Origin of the sequence: Streptomyces sp. NBC_01241 (assembly GCF_041435435.1) — a bacterium.
Lineage (GTDB): Bacteria > Actinomycetota > Actinomycetes > Streptomycetales > Streptomycetaceae > Streptomyces.
Genome location: NZ_CP108494.1, coordinates 739,617 through 759,497, shown reverse-complemented (window position 1 = coordinate 759,497; position 19,881 = coordinate 739,617). Strand labels below are relative to the sequence as shown.

Here is a 19,881-nt window from a genome sequence, read left to right as displayed (position 1 = left end):
GAGGGTTCCCATGTCGCAGGTGAAGGGGATATCGAGCGGAGAACCCGCCCCCCGCCCGCACGACGACCCGGCACCGGAAGCCGGGCCGGAGCACCACACCTCATCGGAGCGGCGCCCGTCCGGCGAGCTGGAATCCACGATCCTGGCGGCCCTGTGGGCGGCCGGCACGCCCCTGACCCCCGGCCAGGTGCAGGGCGCCATCGGGGCGGCGCTCGCCCGCACCACCGTCACGACAATTCTGTCGCGTCTCTACGAAAAGGGTACGGTCACCCGCACCCGGGCCGGCCGCGGATTCGCGTACACCCCCACCGAGGACGCGCCGGGTCTGACCGCCCGCCGGATGCACAGCGAGCTGCGGAAGGAGGAGGACCGCAGCACGGTACTGGCACGATTCGTGTCACAACTCACCGATGAGGACGAGCAGCTGCTCCGGGACCTGCTCGACGGAGAAAACCGATGATCTACGCCGTGTGGGTTCCGCTGCTGATGCCCTTCGTGGCGGTACCCGCCGCCCGTCGCCTCGCGGACGCCCTGTCGCCGGTGCGTGCCGTACGGCTGCTCGCCTCGACGGGCATCGGTCTCGCCCTGTGCAGCCTGCTCGCCCTGGTCCTGCTGGTGGTACCCGGCGCCACCCGGTTCTCCGCCGTCTCCGCCTTCGGTGAACTCGTCAGGCCGCTCTCCGACGCCGCTCCCGCCGCCGCCGTCCCCCTCGCGGCCGCCGCGCTGGCGCTGCTCGCGGGCTGCGCCGCTGCGGTCGCCCGCGCCGCCCACCGCCACTGGGCGGAGCTGTACCGGGCGGCGCGGCCGTCCGAGCACGCAGGCGGCGAGCTGGCCGTCCTGCGCGACAGCCGCGCCGACGCGTATGCGCTGCCCGGCCGTCCGGGCACGCCGGGCAGGATCGTCGTCACCACGGGAATGCTCCGCGCCCTGAACCCCGCAGAACGCGACGCCCTGCTGGCACACGAACGCGCCCATCTCACAGGCCGCCACCACCTCTTCATCGCAGCCGCCGAAATCGCGGCACTCTGCCACCCCGCACTGCGCTCCCTGCGCGCCCCCATGGGCTACGCCCTGGAGCGCTGCGCCGACGAGGCGGCGGCCTGTGCCGTCGGCGACCGACGGATCGCCGCCCGCGCCATCGGCCGCGCCGCCCTCGCCGCCCGCGCCGCCGAAGGAGCTCCGCAGCCCCGTCCCCGGACGGCGCTCGCCGCGGCGGCCGGCCCCGTACCGCGCCGCGTCGCCGCACTGCTCGGCCGGAACGCCCCGCGGCCCCGCTTCGGCCGGGCGGCCGCTGCCGCGCTGCTGGCCTGCATGGTCCTCTCCGGAGCCGCCGCGCTCGACGCGACGAACGATCTGCACAGCAGCATCGAGGCAGCTCAGGGTGAGGGCGCGCAGCGCTGACGCCCCCGGCCGCTGTGCGCCACGGCGGCGTCGGACACCACCCGCACCGCCCTGAGATCAACCGCACGGCCGGCGAACAGCCCGCTCAGGGCCCGTCCTGAGCGGGCGTCACCCGCCCGCCCTCCACGTGCTCCCGCAGCCGGTCGAGGAAGATCCGCTGCCCCGTGACGAGCCGCCCCGCCGCCTCCTGGGGCGTGCACCAGGCGAACCGGTCGACCTCCGGGAACTCCCGCAGCACCCCGGACCCCCTCGGCCACTCCATGGTGAACGTCCCGGGAACGGCCGTCGCGGCATCGAGATCCGTCTCCAGCGCCCACACCGTCACGGTCTTGCCGCCGGACTGACGGGACTCACCGAGCGCCACCCACTCACCGTCCGGCGCCGCGCGGCCGAACTCCTCCTCGAACTCACGGCGCGCAGCGGCCGCCGGCTCCTCGTCGGGGCCGTACTCACCCTTGGGGATCGACCACGCCGCGCTCTCCCGGCCCGCCCAGAACGGGCCACCCATATGCCCGATGAGCACCTCGAAACCGGCGCCGTCGTCCACGGCACCGGCCGGCCGGCGGAACAGCAGGAGACCCGCACTGCGCCTGGCGTGCTTCTGGGGCGACATGCCGTCAAGTCTGCGGGCCGGCCCCGCACACCACCCCGGACGACACCCCTGCCTTGTTGATCATTTCCGTCATCGAGGCGACTCGCCCTGTTTCCCCCGAGGTTCCCGACGCCCCCTGGTGCGGGGCTGCGCGCGCGGCCATGCTGTCCGCCGACAGCGTGTACCGCCCGTGGAACGGACCGGGCAACCAACCTGATTCCAGGGGATTTGTGGCCCTCTCCCGAACAGGCGGCACCCGCAGACCCGTTGATCGACCCGGCCGCCGTGACCGGGCGCAGGGACTGGCAGTTCGCGGTGATGTCCGACGCCCAGTTCGTCACCCGGGAGCCGGACAGCGCCATCGTCGCCCAGGCACGGCGCACCCTGCGCGAGATCAAGGCGGCCGACCCGGACTTCCTTGTGCGGTCTCACCGACCGAGGACCCGTCCGGCGAAATCGCTCCCGGACGACAGGCGTGAGACCGCCCCGTACACCCACGGACAACGGGTGCGGGGCGGCCTCACGGACCGCGGGACTCGACCTGCCTACACCTTGCGGTACTCGTACGCCTCCGAAGCCGCGGCCGCCACCGCAGCGATGTCGCCACCCGCCGACGCCGTGACCACGGCGGCCACCGCACCCTCCAGGAACGGCGCGTCCACCAGACGTGAGCCGTCCGGCAGTTCGTCGCCCTCGGCCAGCATCGTCTTGACCGTGAGCACCGCGCTGCCCAGATCGACGAGCAACGCCACCCCCGCACCGCCGTCCACCGACCTGGCGGCCTCCGCGATCAGCTCCGCACTGGTCCCGAGCCCACCCGCGGGCGTACCACCGGCTGCGGCGACCGGGGCCGTCGATCCACCGGCGGCCAGCCCCCTGGCGAGCTCGGCGACGGACTCGGCCACCGGGCCGCTGTGCGAGACCAGCACGATCCCGACCTGCTTCCCGTCGCTCATGCCTCACCCACGAGCACGCCGCCGGTCTCGGCCAGCGCGGCGATCAGCAGGGCGGAGGACGTCGCCCCCGGATCCTGATGCCCGATGCTGCGCTCGCCCAGATAGCTCGCCCTGCCCTTGCGGGCCAGGAGAGGAACCGTCGCCAGCGCCCCCGCCTCCGCCGCTTCCCGGGCCGCCCCGAACGAGGTCCCGAGCGCCTCGGCGGCCGGCAGCAGCGCATCGAGCATCGTCTTGTCCCCGGCCTGCGCCCCGCCCAGCTGGGCCACGGCCGCGACGCCCACCCCGAGCGCCTCGGCCAACTGCTGCGGCGTCACCGCGGGCGCGTCGCCCAGAGCCTTCCCCGTACGCCGCAGCAGCGTCCCGTACAACGGCCCCGCGGCCCCGCCGACCTTCGAGATCAACTGCCGTCCGGCGAGCGTCAGCACGGCACCCGGGGTCTGCGGCCGCTCCTGGCCCAGGGTCTCGGTCACCGCGGCGAACCCGCGCTGCATGTTGCTGCCGTGATCGGCGTCCCCGATCGCCGAGTCGAGCTCGGTGAGGTGGTCCGCCTCGCGATCCACGGCAGTCGCGGCCGCGGTCATCCAACGGTGGAAGAAATCGGCGTCGAGCACGTGATCTCCTTGTCTGACGGGTCAACGGCCCCAGCGCAGCGCCGGCGTCTCCACCGGCGCGTCCCAGAGGCGCAGCAGCTCCTCGTCCACCTGGCAGAGCGTCACCGAACAGCCCGCCATGTCGAGCGAGGTCACATAGTTCCCCACGAGCGTACGAGCCGTCACGACCCCCCGCTCGGACAGGACCCGCTGCACCTCGGCATTGAACCCGTACAGCTCCAGCAGCGGAGTCGCGCCCATCCCGTTGACCAGCACGATCACGGGTCCGCGTGGCTGCAGGTCCGCCAGCACCGCGTCCACCGCGAAGTCCGCGATCTCCCCCGACGTCATCATCGGACGCCGCTCCCGCCCCGGCTCGCCGTGGATCCCGATGCCCAGCTCCAGTTCGCCCGGCGGCAGATCGAAGGTCGGCGACCCCTTGGCGGGCGTGGTGACGGCGCTGAGCGCCACCCCGAAACTCCTCGACTCCTCGTTCACCTGCCGCGCGATGGCCGCCACCCGTTCCAGCGGCGCGCCCTCGTCGGCGGCGGCCCCAGCGATCTTCTCGACGAACAGGGTCGCGCCCGTGCCCCGCCGCCCCGCCGTGAACAGACTGTCGGTCACGGCCACGTCGTCATCGACGAGGACCTGGGTGACCCGAATGCCCTCGTCCTCGGCGAGCTCGGCGGCCATCTCGAAGTTCAGCACGTCGCCGGTGTAATTTTTGACGACGAACAGCACCCCGGCCCCGCTGTCGACTGCCGCTGCGGCCCGCACCATCTGATCCGGCACGGGCGAGGTGAACACCTCTCCCGGACACGCCGCCGACAGCATCCCGGGTCCGACGAACCCGGCGTGCAACGGCTCGTGCCCGGACCCGCCCCCGGAGACCAGCGCCACCTTCCCGGCCACGGGCGCGTCACGCCGCAGGACGACACGGTTCCCGACATCCACGGTCAGCTCCGGATGGGCGGCGGCCATACCGCGCAGCGCGTCCGCGACAACGGTCTCCGGGACGTTGATGAGCATCCTCATGGGTATCTCCTAGGCAGGTTGGTGGGTTGTTGTCCTGCGTTTTCGCTGTTCAGAGTGAGTATGGGTAGATCGTGATCTTGGCTGTCCGTGGCGGTCGTGAGCGGGTTCTGGTGGTACTGATGCTGACTTAATGCTGACTTTGGTGACGGGTCGTCAGGATGGCCGGATGGTCGGGCGGGTCTCGGCTGACCTGCTCCTGTCGGCAGTATCGGCCTTGCGGCAGCGAAGGGCACGTGCGAGAACGTCATGGGCGCGCCCAGGTCCGAATCAGGATGCGTTCGGTTGTGGCCGGATGTCGGTGTCTATGCGTACACCGGGCCTCGTCAGCACGTGGTGTACGGGGACGTTCCAGCCCCTTGCTTGCGGCGGGAGGGATTGCGAGGCGGCGTTCGCTGTGCGGACCGGCCGTGGTGCCATCCCGGCAGATTCTTCGTCTGCTCGTGGTACAGCAGCGGCACCCATGCTGACCAGCGTAAATAGTGCCCGTCGAGACCTTGGCGGGGTCGCTGGCTGATGCCGAGCCCGCTGGCACGGACACCCATGCCGCCCTGGAGGGGCCCATGCTTCCGACGGCATCTGCATTCGGCCGCGGACAGCAAGACCGGCTATGCAGGGTGGTGACCACTGTCCTTGAGCTGTGACGGTCCCACCTGGCACAGGACCACCGCCACCTGTCGCAGCATGAGCGAAGCTCCTGCGCCCGAGGGTGAGCCGGCTGGCCATGCCTGACGTTCCGTCGGTTGCGCCCGCGGGTTCCGTGGCGTCGCGGGCCTCTGCGGGATGGTGGGCGCGGCCGGACGGTCCCTTCTGGGGTGCGGGCACGTACGACGAAGCGGAGGCGCCCGAACTGATTGTCACTGGTGCCGCCTAGAGTCTCTCCCACTCGCCACGGTGCGTTGCCGTTGACGGGTTTCATCAGCGTGCCGCCGGTTCGGGCGGCTGTCCGGAACAACGGGGAGAACAGTGTATGGGGTGGGTTCCTGCAGGCGACTACGAAGTCGCCCTGGAGGCGGGCAAGGTGGTCTGCCGCAACGGGAAGGGCCGGCGGCTGAAGTCCGTCCCGGCCAGATTGAAGGACGACCCGGCGGTCGTCGGGCTCCGGCAGTTGACCGAGTGGCTGGAGCGGCACGAACACCAGTGCCTGACCGACGTCGAGCAGTGGATGGTGCGTTCGTTGCCCGTCCCCACGGCCGTGCTCGTCCGGGTCTGGCCCGACCCTTCGTGGCAGGCGGCCCTGCGGGACGTGGTGGTCACCGGCGCGGACGGTGGGGTCGCCGGGTTCCTGCGCGATGTCGATCCCCACCGCGGTCTCGGCCTCGTCGACCTGGACGGCGACACGGTCCGCATCACCCCGGACGTCGTCAGCGTGCCCCACCCCGTCCTCCTCGACGACCTCGACGAGTTGCGGGAGTTCGCGGTCGAACTGGAGGTGCGCCAGAACGTGGAGCAGCTGTTCCGCGAGGTGTGGCGCCGCCCGCCGGGCCTCGCCCCGGACACCACCTCCGTGGACACCTACGCCGGCGGCGTGTTCAAGGAACTGCGCTTCCTGCACGGCCGTGTCACCCAACTCGGGTACCGATCGCGCGGCGGATACGCGGTCTGCCCGGTCGTCGAGGACGGCGCTACCGCCGAGGCGCGCATCTGGATCGGCGAGCACGACGGATACGACGCGTACGGCACCGAGACGGGCCCCCTGGGCTGGACCGACCCTGCGGGGCGCGCGCTGACGGCCGCCGAGGTCGGCCCCGTCGCGTGGTCCGAGGGCATGCGCATGGCGGCGGCGCTCTACGCCGGCCGCGACGTGGAGGACGAGGAGCGGGCGGCATGAGCACCACGACGACGAACACCAACGCGAACACCACGGCAGCGGGCGTGGCGTTCCTCCCCGCCCAGGCCCGGGGCGAGAGCACCTCCACCCCCGCCGCCGAGGCCCGCGCGGCAGCCCTGCTGGACGCGGGCGCGATCCTCCCGGTCGGCACCACCGACCGGGACGACGCCGACGCGCTGACCGCCCGCACCTACACGCACACCGCCCTCGGCGATCGCCCCGTGGTCCGGCTCGTGGCAGGCACTCTCGGCGAAGCCGAGGACCTGGCCCTGGAGTTCCTCGGGCTGGCCCGGACCGCCGAGGCCCCCGTCGTGGGCCAGGTGCGCCGCGAGACGCTGGGCTTCCCGGCCTGGGCGCTGGTCAACGACCCGGCCAATGGGCACCACGCCCTGGCCCTGGTCAAGGACATCGAGCGGCTGGGCCGGCAGGCCAGGACCCGCGCCGGAGCGGCAAAGGAGGGCTTCGACGCACTGGGCACCCGGCTCGGCCGGGCCGTGCCCCACTTCCTCCCCACCTACTACGAGCAGGTGGCACGCCTCTTCCTCCAGGCCGAGAACACCACCTACGCCGCATCCTTCTTCGGCAAGGCCCGCGAGGCCGAGCGGGTGCACGGGCTGGTCGTGGACGAGGACCGACAGCGGGCCGTCTTCCTGGAGTTCGCCTTCGCCGGCGCGCTGACCGTCAAGGCGCTGCGGCAGTACGTGCGGGACCTGGTGGCCCGGCTCGCACCGGCGGACGCCTGGGCGCAGTTCCGCCGTCTGCTGGTCGAGCGCTGCGCGGCCGGCATGCCACCGTACGCGGCACTGCCGCAGGACGTGCGCGCGCTGGTCAAGGCCGCCGGGCTGGACCGCGAGGCGGCCGAACGCGAGCTGGTGGCAGATCTGATCGGCTCCCCGGGAGTCGTCCGCGCCCCCGCCTCGTTCTGGGCGGCCTACCGCCCAGCGCTCATCGCCCTCGCTCGACGGGATGCAGCCGTGCGGGCCCGGCTCCTCGGCTTCTTCCCGGAGACCTTCAGCGAGAGCGGCCGGGACGCGGACGGCGAACCCGGCTGGCTGGAGTTGCTGACCGAGTCCGGCGCCGAGGACCTGCTGACCGCCCTCCGGGGCACCTCCGACAACGCTCCCTCCGGCTCCGCCGCCCCCACCGACCCGTCCGTCTCCCCGGCGGACTGGCTCGCCCGCTGGGAGGCACACCGCCGGCGCAACCGGGTCACGTCGGGCCGCAGCCCGCAGACCCTCGACCTGGCCGCCCGGATGGCGGACCGGCTGCGCGCCGACGGGCGCCCCGTCGAGCTGTTCCAGGGCCGCTGGCAGCGCACCGCCGACCTGGACCTTCTCGACCTCTGCCTGGCCTCCGGCGTCCCCGTCGCCGAGCCGGACGACCAGGACACGGGCACCACGCAGTCCCCCGGTGTTCCGCTCGGCCAGTGGCTCACCGACACCGCGCCCGGCGCGCGGGATCTCACCGCCGTCGCCGAACGGCCGGTCTTCCGTGCCCTTCTGCGCCGGAACATCGGCGGCCTCGGCGACGGACACGGTCAGCGGCTGAGCGAAGCCGGCATGGCGAAGCTGGCGGCGCACCCGGTGCTCTCCGAGATGCTGCGGGAGTGGCTGACCGCCTGCGCCGAGGAGTACACGGCCGCGCGAGGGCTCCCCGGGCTGCAGACCGCTCTCAACAGGGCCTCGGCGTTCCGCGCCGTGGTCGCAGACGTCGCCCCGGAGGCCGTGCGACTCCTCAAGGGCCACGATGTCGTGCCGCTGCTCGCTTCCACCCTGCGTACCGGTGTCCTCGACGAACTGGGCTGGCCCGCGCTCGACGAGACCTACGCCGAACTGGCCGCTGAGGCCGCCGCCGCGCATCAGCGGCGCCACCGGTCGGAGAGCGTCGGTGTCACCGGCGCCTGGCCCGCGCTGATCCTGAACACTCTCGAACGGGCCGTCGTCATCGGCCCCGAAGGCGTTCTGCTGCGGCACACCCTCCAGAGGCCGCTGCAGGGGCCGGACGAGTCGTAATCAGCGTGCCTCTACTCGCCGGTGGAAACACCCGACGAGACGCGGACCTTGCCACACGAATGGTTCCGCGACTTGTAGCGACCTTGCGCCGAACACACGGCAACTACCGCATCTCAGTCACGATGCCGACATGCACCGACACCTGGCAAACCGCACTTGTCGCGGCGGGATTCAGTGCCGACAGTTCACTGTCAGTGAAGGGTTCTCTCACACCTCTAGCCGAGGACGCGGGTCTGTACAGCGAACGGTGGGACTCGGTTGATTGTTTCTACCGGCGTCCGGCAGTGAGCCGGCCGTCGAAGGTGATGTCGAAGGCTTGGAGTGCGGCTTTCCAGCGCATGGTCCAGCGCTTGCTTCCGGTGCCCTTGGGGTCCAGGCTCATCACCGCGAGGTAGACGCACTTGAGCGCGGCCTGTTCAGTGGGGAAGTGCCCGCGGGCCCTCACGGCCTTGCGGATACGGGCGTTGACGGACTCGATTGCGTTGGTGGTGCACACGATTTTCCGGATCTCAATATCGAACTGGAGGAAGGGGACGAACTCCGCCCAGGCGCTTTCCCACAGCCGCACGATCGCCGGGTATTTCCTTCCCCAGGCCTCATTGAACTCCATGAAGCGTTCCAGGGCGGCGTCCTCGGTCGGCGCGGTGTAGATGGGCTTGAGCGCCTTCGCGATCTTCTCCCAGTCCTGCCTGGCCGCGTAACGGAAGCTGTTCCGCAGGAGGTGAACCACGCACGTTTGCACGATCGTCGCAGGCCAGACCGTGTTGACCGCGTCCGGAAGACCGGTCAGGCCGTCGCAGACCAGCATCAGCACATCACGGGCGCCCCGGTTCTTGATCTCGGTAAGGACCTGCAGCCAGTACTTGGCGCCCTCGCCGCCGTCGCCGACCCACAGGCCCAGGATGTCCCGATGCCCCTCCGCCGTCACGGCCAAGGCCATGTAGACGGGCCGGTTGGCGACCTGCCCATCCCTGACCTTCACGTTCACGCAGTCGATGAAGACGACCGGATACACGCCTTGAATTCGATCGGTGGTTGCGAACATCCAAGGGGAGATGGTTCGCATGCCTCGTGGAGGAGCCAATCGCATGCCGTCGTCGGCCAGACGGCGGTACTTCGAGCTGCGGCGCAAGGGCCTGAAGGGGGCAGCGGCCGCCCGCCAAGTGGGCGTATCGGTGAGCTGCGGGTCCAACTGGTTCATCGATGCTGGAAGCATGATCATTCCTGACCCTCCCATCTCGCCACGCTTCCTGACCCAGGACGACCGGATCGCCATCGCCGACGGTCTGCGCGCCGGGCGGAGCCCGGTCGTCATCGCCGCCGAGATCGGCAAGAGCGTTTCGACGGTCTACCGGGAGATTGGACGCGGCCGGAAGGAGAACGGGGAGTACGAACCCTGGTGGGCACACAACCAGGCGCTCCTGCGTCGCCAACGCCCCAAAGAAGAGAAACTCCGCGACCACGGACCCCTGCGCGCGGCAGTGCGCGAGAAGCTCGACGAGAAGTGGTCCCCGCAGCAGATTGCTCGACACCTCGCACGCGAGCACCCGGACAACCCTCGCATGCGGGCCTGTCCGGAGACGATCTACCGTGGCCTGTTCGCTGGCCTTCTGGGCAAGCGTGAGGGCCGACTGCGCACCGGACGCACCCGCCGCAAGCGGCAACGCCGTGGCGTCGTCTCACCCAACAAGATCAAGAACATGACGCTCGTCCATGACCGACCCGCCACGGTCAACGATCGTGAAACGCCCGGCGATTGGGAGGGAGACCTCATCATCGGACGCGCTCAGCGGTCCGCTATAGGAACCCTCGTCGACCGCACGACCCGCTTCGTTCGCCTGATCCACCTGCCGCACGGCTGGAAGGCCCAGCCGATGCGCGACGCCCTGGTCTCGCAGACCGCCGATCTGCCACGAGCGTTGCGGCGGACCCTGACCTGGGACCAGGGGCGCGAGCTCGTCCTCCATGAAGAGATAGAGGCCCTCTCCGGCTTCCGGATCTATTTCTGCGATCCTCATTCTCCCTGGCAGCGCGGCACCAACGAGAACATCAACGGGCTGCTGCGGCAGTACTTCCCCAAGGGCACCGACCTTACGGTCCACTCCCTGCGCAACCTGACGGCCGTGGCCCGTCAGCTCAACGAGCGCCCCCGAATGGTCCTGGGAGACCGTACTCCGTCCGAGGTCATGCAAGACTGGGGCATAGCATCACAGTTTCCGTGATTCGCAATCACCGCTAGAAACCGCCCGCTGTCCAGGGGACGGTTCTGCCATTCGGCCATGCCGGCCATCACGCTGTCGGTGATCGTGGAGACAGTGGTCTTGGAGACCTCCGTGCCGTAGACCTCGGCCAGGTGGGCGGAGATCTCGCCGTGGGTAAGGCCCTTCGCGGACAGGGACAGGACCATCTCGTCCACGCCGCCCAGGCGCCGCTGGCGCTTCTTGACCAGCTGCGGTTCGAACGTGCCCGCCCGGTCCCGCGGCACCGCGATCTCCACCGGGCCGACCTCGGTGGTCACGGTCTTGGACCGGTGGCCGTTGCGGTAATTCTCCCGGCCGCCCTCGACCCGTTCACCGGGCTCGTGTCCGAGGTGGTCGGTCAGCTCACCCTCCAGCGCGGACTCCAGCACCTTGCGCGTCAGCTCCGCCAGAAGGCCGCCCTCGCCGGTCAGCTTCACTCCGCCGGCCTGGGCCCGGGCCACCAGTTCGGCAACCAGACTGTCATCCACAGCATCCAGCGCACCCACGGCGGCCTCCCCGGCCTTGATGTCACTCATCACGTCAGTCATCAACTGTCGCTTCCAGCTCGGGAGTTACACCGGTTACCGTACAGACCCTCGGCAGGCGCCATGCCCGCAGCAGAACGGGGCGCCCTGAGCATTCAGGCCACACAGGCTCGCCGTGATCTTCCCGGAATTCTCTCCATGCCGCCAGTGAGCGCTGACCGAGAAACGATCAAGGCATGGGTGTTGTCCCTGGATGACGCGACGGTCGTGGGTACGGTCGTCCGTATCGCACTGGTGAACCCCGACCCGAGGGCCCTGCTGCACTATCTAGGCGAACTGTGCGCTGAGGCTCACGCTTACCAGAGCCAGGTGTGGGACGAGTCAGCAGAACAAACAGGGTCCGCATAGCCTGAGTCCGGGCCCCGGGAGCGGATCCCGGGGCCTCGGGCCCACACCCGACGACAGCGTGATCATGACATCCGCTGCAGCGCGCGTCCAGAACTACGCAGGCCCGGTGATCGGCCGGACAAGTCCTAGGTGGCGAGGTCCCAAACCGTCGCTGTGAGCCTCATGGTGTGCCCACCCGGTGCGGCCGACACGACACGCACGAACGCAATACGCCCCTCGGTGGTCTGAACACAGAACTGCGCATCCTGAGGCGGGTCCTGCAGCATGGGGTCGCCGTTGCTCCGCAACGCCTCCGCGCACTGCGCCTCGGTTGGATCAGCATCACTTCCCGAAATCGGCGCGATGATCGCCGCGAGCCGGGGGCCGCCATGGAAGTTGGTGGAACCAGCCGTCCCGCTTCCATCAGTGACGGCCGACAAGTCGGCGCCCTTGAGGTCATCCGCAACAAGCGGCTTGCGCGTGTCGAAGTCGATGTCAACCCCGTAGGCGCTGGTCCGGAACTGAATGTCGTGTGGACCGAACATGGCGCGGGACGCCGTGTTCTCCGGGCTGGCCGGATCCGCTGATGCGGCTGGCTTGGCTTGATCATGCGTGGCAGACGGTGCCCCCGCGACGGCGGGTGGCTTCGAGTCGTCAGCAGAGCTGTGCCGGTTGCTCACGAACACCGTGGCTGCGATGCCAACGACGGGCACGACGATGCCTACGACCCACCAGGCCCAGCGCGGCTGCCCCGGCGCAGACGTGCCCGGACCCGCTGCCGACGGATTGCTACCGCTGCTGTTCGTCACAACTTCCCCACCACTTCACTGGCATCCCGGCCGTTCACACTATGACGGACTCCGTAGCCCGGTGATCAGTTCCCAGCTGTGTCACGGAGTCGTCGGTCGCACTAGGGTGGGCTGACCGCGCACAGCGCCGCGAACGACGCCTCGCTGCGCAGACGTTCCGCAGCGAGGCTGGCCGTAACGGCGTGGCGCAAGTGAGATGGTCTCTCATGCCGTCAGTGTGCTCGCGACCACTGACAACGCCCGCGGCGGCCCAGTAACGCCCATCTGGACCTGCCCCGGGCGGGCGGCGACCTCCGGCGGGTGCTGGCGGTGCTGAGATTCCCGGAAGGAAACGGCTGGCCCCGGGCGCTCGCCGAAGGCCCGGCCGACGCCGGGGCGGCGAAAAGGTTGGTGTGCGGGGCCGACGGAACCGGGTAACGTCTTTGTCATGTTCTTCCAGACGCCGATTTACGAGTGAGAGCGTGATGGGCCCCTGCTGACGTCCTTCGACGTCGCCGCCCGTCCCCCACCGATGAATCCGTAGATCACTTCACATCATTACCGGGAGAACCCGTGACCGTGAGCAAGAACATCAACAACCCCGTGGGCATGGGCGGCGGCCAGCGCAAGAAGCTGTCCCGCGCCGAACGGCAGAACAACGGTCCGCACCGCAACCTCGACCGCCAGGGTGCAGCCGACCAGAAGGCGGAGCTGGTGCGCAAGATGCGCGAGAAGGCAGGCGCAGCCGAGGGCGCCGGGCAGACGAGCGACGACACCGCACAGAGCTGACGCACCGCCGCCGCAGGGCGGCACCGCATGGGGCAGGGCCCGGACCGCGACGCGCGGTCCGGGCCCTGCTGCCGTACCGGGCGCGGCCGGTCCCGCTCAGCTCTCGGCCGAGCACCCGCGTCTCAGCCGACCACCCGGGGCGGCCGCAGATTCAGCAGCCCCGTCACCGCCACCACCCGAGCTGCACCAGCAGCATCACCACCAGCGCGTTCCCCGTGCCCAGCCCGGGCGACACTGTCAGGAAGAGCGTGCAGGGCGTCCTTCGCCGCTTTGTGCGGGGTCAGTCCCGTCGAGCGTTCCTCGGGACGCCGGCAGTACCGTCGCCTCAACCGCGGCGGCGACCGGCAGGCCAATGCTGCGCCGCATCGCATCGTGTTCACCCGCCTGCGGGTCGACCCGCGCACCCAGGACTACTACGAGCGCCGCATCAAGGAGGGCAAGACCCGACGCGAAATCGTCCGTTGCTGTGGACGATCACGTAATTCCCCGGCCGTGTGGTCACGTAATTCCCCACCCTGTCGGTGGCGAGGTGTCAGGTGTAAGAGGCCGTCGTCGACTGGTCGGTGGCCTCTGGCAGACTCCGCGGCATGGGTATGTTCAAGCGGGCCAATGAGCCGGAGAGTGCTGGTCAGGCTGGAGAGCGAGCCGACCTGAGCCCCCTGCTTCTGCAGGGCGAAGACATGATCGAACAGTTGGGTCGTGCCCACATGTCTTGGGGGCTGGGTTCAGCGGACCGCTGGGATCTGGACCAGACGACCGGCATCATCACCTGGACCTTCCCCGACAAGACGGCGACAGCGCCCGCTCAGATCCTCGGCAGTTTCAGCCCCGGCTCGGGCTCATGGCTGTGGGCCTGGGCCAACAAGAGCATCCTGCCCGATATGAGCCGGGACGCCCGCAGGTTCCGTGACTGGGCAGAAGCCAACGGGCATCCCGCCCTTGCCCAGCCGGAGATCAACGCCGATGAGCAAGGTGCGTCGACGCTCGTGGCATTGGCTGTCCGGGTCACCGGAGCGGCGGGCTACTACAAGGGTCCGGGAGGCAACTCGGCCGTGATTATCACCTTCGGGCCGGTCACCCTCACCGCTGCGGACGGCAAGGTCTCCACGTTCAACATCAATATCAACTAGCGTCGGCGAACCGAGGCCGAGGCGCCTGAGCCCCACGGCCCAGGCGCCGATCCGATGATTCCCATGGTCAGCTGCCCTATGAGGCTGCTGTTCCGTTCTTGTCGGCCGGGTTCCTGGGGCGTTTGTTGGGTCGGTAGCTGGGACCGTTCATGATGACCTGGTGGCTGGTGTTGATCAGCCGGTCGAGGAGCGATTCGGCGACGACGGGGTTGGGGAACAGGGGATACCAGTCGCTGGGAGCCCGGTTGCTGGTGATGATCAGAGATCGTCCCTGCCGCTCGCTGACCAGCTCGTAGAGGTCGTCGGCCTGGGCGGCGGTCATCTGGCGCATGGCGAAGTCGTCGAGGATCAGGACGTCGGGGCGGATCAGCTCGCGCATGCGCTTGTCCCAGGTCCGGTCCGCGTGGCCGCCGGCGAGCTCGGCCACGATTCGGCTGGTCTTGGCGAAGCGGACGTTCGCGCCCTGGCGGACGGCGAGGTGCCCCAGGGCCTGGGCGATATGGGTCTTGCCGACCCCGACCGGCCCGAACAGAATTACGGACTCACCGGCGTGGAGCCAGCGTAGAGCGGCCAGGTCCCGGATCTGGGCGGCGGGGAGCTTGGAGGAGGCGGTGAAGTCGAACTCTTCCAAGGTCACCTGCTGCTCGAACTTAGCCCGGTGTAGGCGGCGTTGGAAGGCGACGGTCTCGCGGCGGGTGATCTCGTCCTGGCAGAGGACCTGGAGAAAGTCGAGGTGTCCGAGCTCTCCGCCGTGGGCCTGGGCCAGGCGGGCGTCAAGGGTCTCCATCATCCCGGACAGCCGGAGAACTTTCAGTGACTCGCGCAGGGCGGTGTCCATCACGCTCATCGCACGGCCTCCTCAGCGTCGTCGTGGCCCTGGTCCTCGTGGAGTCCGCCCAGTGTCTGGGCGGGGATGTCGGTGGGGAACAGGCCCCCGGGGCCGTGGAGGAAGGCCGCGGCGCCGGCGTCGCCGGTCTCCGGCTCGGGGTCGGTCTCGGTGCCGGCGATCAGGATGCCCTTGATGGTGCGGTAGGAGGGGTCACCGACCGTGAGGGCCTTCGCGCAGGCGGCCTCCAGGCGGACGTCGCTGTACTTCTTGCGCAGTCCGAGGATCCCCTGGGCGGCGCGGAGTCGGTAGAGGGCGTTCACCTCCAGCAGTTGGTCGACCACCTCCCGGCAGCGGTCCCCGACCTCGGATGCCTGGGTCCGGCACCAGAGCGGGGTCTTCATCTGGAAGGCGATCTTCTCCGGCGGGTAGTCGCCCTTGTCGGTGCGTTTTCCCTGTTCCAGGGCGGCGTGCGTCTTGACCAACCGACCCTCGTGGAAGACCTGAACCATGGTCGCTGTGGAGCGGGCATCGACACGGCGGCCGATCAGCTTCCAGGGCACCGAGTAGAGGGTGCGGCCGACCTTGACGTGGATGTCCGGGCCGACGGTGGCGGTGGACCAGCGGGCCAGTACGAAGGGCTTGTCCGGCAGCGGCAGCAGGGCCGGGGCCTCGACCGCGTCGAACACCGCCAGCGGGGCGGCCCCGCCCAGCGGCTTGCACTGCCGACCGCCGGCGGTCTCCCTGGCCCAGATGAGGGCTTCGGCCTGCATGTGTTCGAGCGAGGTGAACTGGCGCCCGCTCCAGAACGAGTCGCGGACGTAGGGCATCGGGCGCTCGACCCGCGGCTTGTCCTTGGGATGGACCGCTCTGGCTGGGTCGACCAGGGCGCCGTAGTAGAGGGCGAGTTCGGCATACGCCTTGTTGGTCTTCGGGTCGTAGAGGTCGGGCTTGTCCACCCCGGTCTTGAGGTTGTCCGGCACCAGTCGACGCGGGACGCCTCCGAAGAAGCTGAACGCCTCGGCGTGGGACTCGGTCCAGGCATGCTGGTCCATGTGGATCACCGGGCGCACGAACATGTGCCGCGAGCAGGGCAACACCATCACGAAGGCCCAGATCCGGTGGCGCTTGCCGGTGCCCGGGTTGATCCACTGCCCCATGAAGCCGTAGTCGATCTGGGCTTCCGAGCCGGGCTCGACGTCGTCGCGGAGCACCGTGACCTTCGACCTGGCCGCCTCATCGGGCAGGTTCTCGTGAACCCACCGGCGGAAAGAGGAGATCGACGCCTTCAACTTCCGCTCGTCACGAAGCCGTTGATGGATCGTGGTAACGGTGGTGGTCTCCAGCAGAGCCTTGATGTAGTCGCGGTGCTGCTCGATCTCGGGCCAGGTGATCTGGTTCAGTCCCCGTTCGGCCTGACCCGGGAACCAGGTCTTGATCAGCTTGGCCCAATCCGCCTCACCCATCGGCGGCCCGCCTGGGACGATCCCGGCCGCCTCGGCCGGCGCCAGGTACTTCCTGATCGTCTTGCGATCCACCCCCAGCGAGGCGCCGACCTGCGACTTCGAGCGGCCCGCATACCAGTGGACGTAGATCTCGATGATGTCGACCACGGTGAACGTTCTCCTTGCCATCCGGTTCGTCCATCGACCTCTCGGTCTCCAGGCCGAAGGACAACGACGACTCCAAGACGCCCAGGACCCTCGACCCGGCTCGGGCATGCCCATGGGGAAACTGGAGGAATCGGCAGAGATGACCAGTAGGCGATCAAACCACTCGAACAGGGATAACAACTGCCCGGTCCGGTGCCCCCAGGCCCTCGCCCGCGGTCACCGTCCCCATGGGGAATCGTGATCGCGGGGGTGGGGAATTACGTGACGCTGAACCCGCACGAAGTGGGGAATTGCGTGATCGCTGACAGTTGCCTCAAACGCTATGCGGCCCGGGAGGTCTTCCACCTGGTCAGATGGCTACAGCCAGGACCCCGCTCATAGGGGCTGTCGTGACAGATGAAAGGGTCAGGCGGGTGAGTGAGACACCGATGAACACCCTGCAATACCGCTTTGACGGGCCAGAAGACGCACCGACCCTGGTGATCGGCCCCTCCCTCGGCACCACATGGCACAGGTTGTAGATCGTGTCCTGTGCGGTCCAGGTGGTTCATGTGAGGCGCGTAAGTGCAGGTCAGGTTTTTGTGGCCCAGGTGCGTCGAAGCTGTTGGTGATAGGCGTGTGAGAGGTGGCGAGCCCCCGTCGGATTGTGCCGGCGGGGGCTCTGGGTGTGGCGGCGGGTCCGGCTCTGGGGAGCTCTATGCGGTCTTGTCGGGCTCTGGTCGTCCACGTCGCTCCTGCTGCGGGGCAGGCGGTGACGACGCTGCGGTGCGTTCAGCGAGGGTGCCTTCTGCGGATAGGGAGGACGCTCAGGGCCATGACGGTGCCGTCGTCGTGGAAAGAAATCGGCCCGTTCCATCTGTCGGTTCCGTGGGTGTTGTGCGGGGCCGAGCTGCTCTGGAAGGCGGCCTGACGGTATCCCTCCACACGGCCCTTCTTGATGAGTTCGTACAGGTGCTCGGCCATGCCGGAGAATGCCTCGATGCGTACGGACCCCATACGGAAGACATGGTCCGTGCCGACGAATCTCGTGCCGCCGACCTCCCTCAGGGAGCGGCCACGTCAGCCCCGTCGGTCGTTCGACGGTCTCGTTCTCGGCGTCGGTGGGCCGGTGTCCTGCTTGTCTGCGGGGCCTGGGGCTAGCTAGGGAGACGGGCGCGCAGGATGAGTCATCCGCGCTGGTCCGCACCCCCGACGGCGTACACGCGGCAGTCGTCGATTCATGCCGGGGACCAGTGTTCGGTTCCTTGCGGAGCGGATTGCTGCCCGGCATCGCGGATGGCGCGGGCGGCGTTGATGAGTCCGATGTGGCTGAAGGCTTGAGGGAAGTTGCCGAGGGCTTCTCCCGTGGCGGTGTCGGCTTCCTCGGCGAGCAAGCCGACATCGTTGGCGTGTGCGAGGGCGGTCTGGAACACCTGCCGTGCATGGACGACATGACCGGTCAGGGCGAGAGCGTGGGCGAGCCAGAAGGTGCACAGCAGGAAGGCTCCTTCCGCTTCCTCGATCTCGTCGCCGAGGTAGCGGCGGACCAGGCCGTTGCGGTCGGTGAGGTGGGTGGCGACGGCCAGCACGGTCGACAGGACGCGTGGGTCGTGCGGAGGCAGGAAGCCGACGATGGGCAGCATCAGCGCCGATGCGTCCAGCTCGTCACTGCCGAACGCCTGGGCGAAGGCCTCCAATCCGGCGTTCCAGCCGCGCTCTTCGACTGCTTGGCGGATGTTGTCCCGCTCATGCCGCCAGTGGGGTACGCGTTCGTCGGCCTGAAGCGCCGGGGCCATGGCAATGGCGCGATCCAGGGCGACCCAGCACATCAGTTTCGAGTGCAGGAAGTGTCTGCTCGGTCCGCGTCTCTCCCAGATGCCCTGGTCGGGCTCGGTCCAGCGACGGGCGGCTGTGTCGGCCGCCTCGACCAGGAAGGCGCGGGTGGGTGGGTCCAGGCGCTCTCCGGTTGGGAGGGTCTCGTGGGCGGCGTCGAGGAGTTCGCCGTAGACGTCGAGCTGGCGTTGGCGCCAGGCGTCGTTCCCGGTGCGCACGGGGGTGCTGTCGCGCCAGCCGGCCAAGTGGGGCAGCTGCCGCTCGCTGAGGTCGTGTTCACCGCCGATGCCGTACATGATCTGCAGGTTCACGCCGCGGTGGAGCTGGGTTGCCGCGGCGCGGGCGAGGAAGCCGAAGAACTTGTCCTTCTCCTTCTCGCAGGCGGCGGTGGCGAGTGCTTGGAGGGTGAAGCTCGCGTCGCGGACCCAGGTGTAGCGGTAGTCCCAGTTGCGTGTGCCGCCGGGGCGTTCGGGCAGTGAGGTGGTGGCCGCGGCCACGATGGCTCCCGTAGGGGCGAAGGTCAGTCCCCGCAGCACGCGTCCGCTGTGTGCCACCTCTTTCTGCCAGGGGCCGACGTAGCCCCGGTGCTGCCGGGACCACGAGCGCCAGCCCTCGACGGTGTCGTTCAGGCGCCGCCGGACGCGCCCCGCCCGCCAGCGCACCGGCTCGCTTCCCCACGCCGGCCCGACATGCAATGCGAAGCCGAGGCGGTCCGATGCCCGCAGGGTGAACCGGCCGTGCGCGGTGGAACCGCTTACCGTCAGCTCGACGGGGCTTGACAGCCGGAGCACGTGGGCGCCGCCGTACGCGGCGAGCCCGCCCCGGACCGGTGTCAGGAGCGGATGGATCAGCCCGAACTCCGGGCGTGGCGCGTAGGCGATGTCGAGGGTCACCTGTCCTTCGGTGCAGGTGACCTGACGCAGCAGAATTCCGGGGGAGGCCTCGCCGAGTGCGTGTCCGCGCTCGCGCCGTCCCAGGGCGAGCGCGTCGCGTACAACTGCCGTGCCTCCAGTTGCCCGGAAGGTCGTCTCCAGGACGAGGGTCTCCTCGACGTAGCGGCGGCTGACGTCGGCTGGTCCGGCGGTACGGATGGACCAGTGGCCGGCGTCCTCGTCGAGGAGCCGGGCGAAGATCGCCGGGCTGTCGAAGCGGGGAAGGCACAGCCAGTCCACCGAGCCCTCGGAGGTAACCAGGGCGGCCGAGCGGCAGTCGGACAGCAGGGCATGGTCACCGATCGGTCGCGCGCTCACCGACCGCAGCCCGTCTGCCCCGGACTCGGCCAGGACGGTCTGAGCCGCCGCCATCGGGGCAGGCCCATATCAGGTGCCCGTCGGTGATCCATCACAGCCTCCCTGCGCAGCGAACTGACCTCACTCAAGCGGCACCATCGGCGGGCC

General features: G+C 69.5%; 16 protein-coding genes and 4 pseudogenes. 9 read left to right on the top strand and 11 right to left on the bottom strand.

All coding sequences use genetic code 11. The annotated features are described in order from the left end of the window. Window positions 1-10: 10 nt before the first annotated feature. The gene (locus tag OG306_RS02810) at window positions 11-460 is read left to right on the top strand and encodes a BlaI/MecI/CopY family transcriptional regulator (protein WP_266744465.1); all 450 of its coding nucleotides are present in this window, start codon (window positions 11-13) and stop codon (window positions 458-460) included. After that, window positions 457-1,401 (top strand): M56 family metallopeptidase, encoded by a 945-nt coding sequence (locus OG306_RS02805; RefSeq protein ID WP_266744464.1) that lies wholly within the window; start codon window positions 457-459, stop codon window positions 1,399-1,401. The genes OG306_RS02810 and OG306_RS02805 overlap by 4 nt, the downstream gene beginning before the upstream one ends. An 85-nt stretch (window positions 1,402-1,486) precedes the next feature. Here OG306_RS02805 and OG306_RS02800 read toward each other — a convergent pair whose 3' ends face one another. The 4 genes from OG306_RS02800 to dhaK form a co-directional block, all read right to left on the bottom strand. After that, window positions 1,487-2,014 carry an NUDIX domain-containing protein gene (locus OG306_RS02800; RefSeq protein WP_266744463.1) on the bottom strand — a complete coding sequence of 176 codons (528 nt, stop codon included), beginning with the start codon at window positions 2,012-2,014 and terminating at the stop codon, window positions 1,487-1,489. A gap of 524 nt (window positions 2,015-2,538) precedes the next feature. Beyond that, window positions 2,539-2,949 carry a PTS-dependent dihydroxyacetone kinase phosphotransferase subunit DhaM gene (locus OG306_RS02795; RefSeq protein ID WP_266744462.1) on the bottom strand — a complete coding sequence of 137 codons (411 nt, stop codon included), beginning with the start codon at window positions 2,947-2,949 and terminating at the stop codon, window positions 2,539-2,541. Continuing rightward, window positions 2,946-3,560 (bottom strand): dihydroxyacetone kinase subunit DhaL, encoded by a 615-nt coding sequence (gene dhaL, locus OG306_RS02790; RefSeq protein ID WP_266744461.1) that lies wholly within the window; start codon window positions 3,558-3,560, stop codon window positions 2,946-2,948. Before dhaL ends, OG306_RS02795 begins: the two co-directional genes overlap by 4 nt. A gap of 21 nt (window positions 3,561-3,581) precedes the next feature. After that, on the bottom strand, window positions 3,582-4,574 hold the full coding sequence (dhaK, locus tag OG306_RS02785; RefSeq protein WP_266744460.1) for a dihydroxyacetone kinase subunit DhaK: 993 nt from the start codon (window positions 4,572-4,574) through the stop codon (window positions 3,582-3,584). A gap of 967 nt (window positions 4,575-5,541) precedes the next feature. On the opposite strand from dhaK, the gene OG306_RS02780 reads away from it, so the two are divergent. Next, window positions 5,542-6,402 carry a DUF4132 domain-containing protein gene (locus OG306_RS02780; RefSeq protein WP_266744459.1) on the top strand — a complete coding sequence of 287 codons (861 nt, stop codon included), beginning with the start codon at window positions 5,542-5,544 and terminating at the stop codon, window positions 6,400-6,402. Then, window positions 6,399-8,390, top strand: a pseudogene (locus OG306_RS02775) (hypothetical protein); the annotation flags it as partial. The gene OG306_RS02780 and the pseudogene OG306_RS02775, both read left to right, overlap by 4 nt. Window positions 8,391-8,682: 292 nt before the next feature. Here the strand turns inward: OG306_RS02775 and OG306_RS02770 are convergent. Continuing rightward, window positions 8,683-9,429 (bottom strand): annotated as a pseudogene (locus OG306_RS02770) (IS256 family transposase); the annotation flags it as partial. Window positions 9,430-9,478: 49 nt separating this feature from the next. On the opposite strand from OG306_RS02770, the gene OG306_RS02765 reads away from it, so the two are divergent. Then, window positions 9,479-10,636 (top strand): IS30 family transposase, encoded by a 1,158-nt coding sequence (locus OG306_RS02765; protein ID WP_432762227.1) that lies wholly within the window; start codon window positions 9,479-9,481, stop codon window positions 10,634-10,636. On the opposite strand, the gene OG306_RS02760 is transcribed toward OG306_RS02765, so the two are convergent. Together OG306_RS02760 and OG306_RS02755 are read right to left on the bottom strand one after the other, a co-directional pair. Further along, window positions 10,546-11,202 carry a transposase gene (locus OG306_RS02760; protein WP_353963819.1) on the bottom strand — a complete coding sequence of 219 codons (657 nt, stop codon included), beginning with the start codon at window positions 11,200-11,202 and terminating at the stop codon, window positions 10,546-10,548. The two genes, OG306_RS02765 and OG306_RS02760, sit on opposite strands and share 91 nt — an antisense overlap. 470 nt (window positions 11,203-11,672) lie before the next feature. Continuing rightward, complete coding sequence (locus OG306_RS02755; RefSeq protein WP_266744451.1) at window positions 11,673-12,335, bottom strand: hypothetical protein; 663 nt, start codon at window positions 12,333-12,335, stop codon at window positions 11,673-11,675. A 552-nt stretch (window positions 12,336-12,887) separates the two neighbouring features. Between OG306_RS02755 and OG306_RS02750 the strand changes: the two genes are divergently transcribed. From OG306_RS02750 to OG306_RS02740, 3 genes and pseudogenes are all read left to right on the top strand, one after another. Continuing rightward, window positions 12,888-13,103 (top strand): DUF6243 family protein, encoded by a 216-nt coding sequence (locus tag OG306_RS02750; RefSeq protein ID WP_179879016.1) that lies wholly within the window; start codon window positions 12,888-12,890, stop codon window positions 13,101-13,103. Between the two features lie 255 nt (window positions 13,104-13,358). After that, window positions 13,359-13,577: pseudogene (locus tag OG306_RS40870) on the top strand (transposase); the annotation flags it as partial. Between the two features lie 113 nt (window positions 13,578-13,690). Then, window positions 13,691-14,233: a DUF6882 domain-containing protein gene (locus OG306_RS02740; protein WP_266745167.1), complete on the top strand. Its 543-nt coding sequence runs from the start codon at window positions 13,691-13,693 to the stop codon at window positions 14,231-14,233. 76 nt (window positions 14,234-14,309) lie between these two features. On the opposite strand, the gene istB is transcribed toward OG306_RS02740, so the two are convergent. Then, entirely contained in the window at window positions 14,310-15,080 is a 771-nt protein-coding gene (gene istB / locus OG306_RS02735) for an IS21-like element helper ATPase IstB (RefSeq protein WP_266745168.1), read from the bottom strand. Continuing rightward, on the bottom strand, window positions 15,077-16,672 hold the full coding sequence (gene istA, locus OG306_RS02730; RefSeq protein WP_371666206.1) for an IS21 family transposase: 1,596 nt from the start codon (window positions 16,670-16,672) through the stop codon (window positions 15,077-15,079). Before istA ends, istB begins: the two co-directional genes overlap by 4 nt. Window positions 16,673-17,085: 413 nt before the next feature. Between istA and OG306_RS02725 the strand changes: the two are divergent. Next, window positions 17,086-17,184 (top strand): annotated as a pseudogene (locus OG306_RS02725) (alpha/beta fold hydrolase); the annotation flags it as partial. 259 nt (window positions 17,185-17,443) lie between these two features. Here OG306_RS02725 and OG306_RS02720 read toward each other — a convergent pair. Beyond that, window positions 17,444-17,668, bottom strand: coding sequence for a hypothetical protein (locus OG306_RS02720; protein WP_266744450.1), 225 nt, complete (start codon window positions 17,666-17,668; stop codon window positions 17,444-17,446). Window positions 17,669-17,889: 221 nt separating this feature from the next. After that, window positions 17,890-19,788, bottom strand: coding sequence for a glycoside hydrolase family 15 protein (locus tag OG306_RS02715; RefSeq protein ID WP_266744449.1), 1,899 nt, complete (start codon window positions 19,786-19,788; stop codon window positions 17,890-17,892). Between the last annotated feature and the right edge of the window lie 93 nt (window positions 19,789-19,881).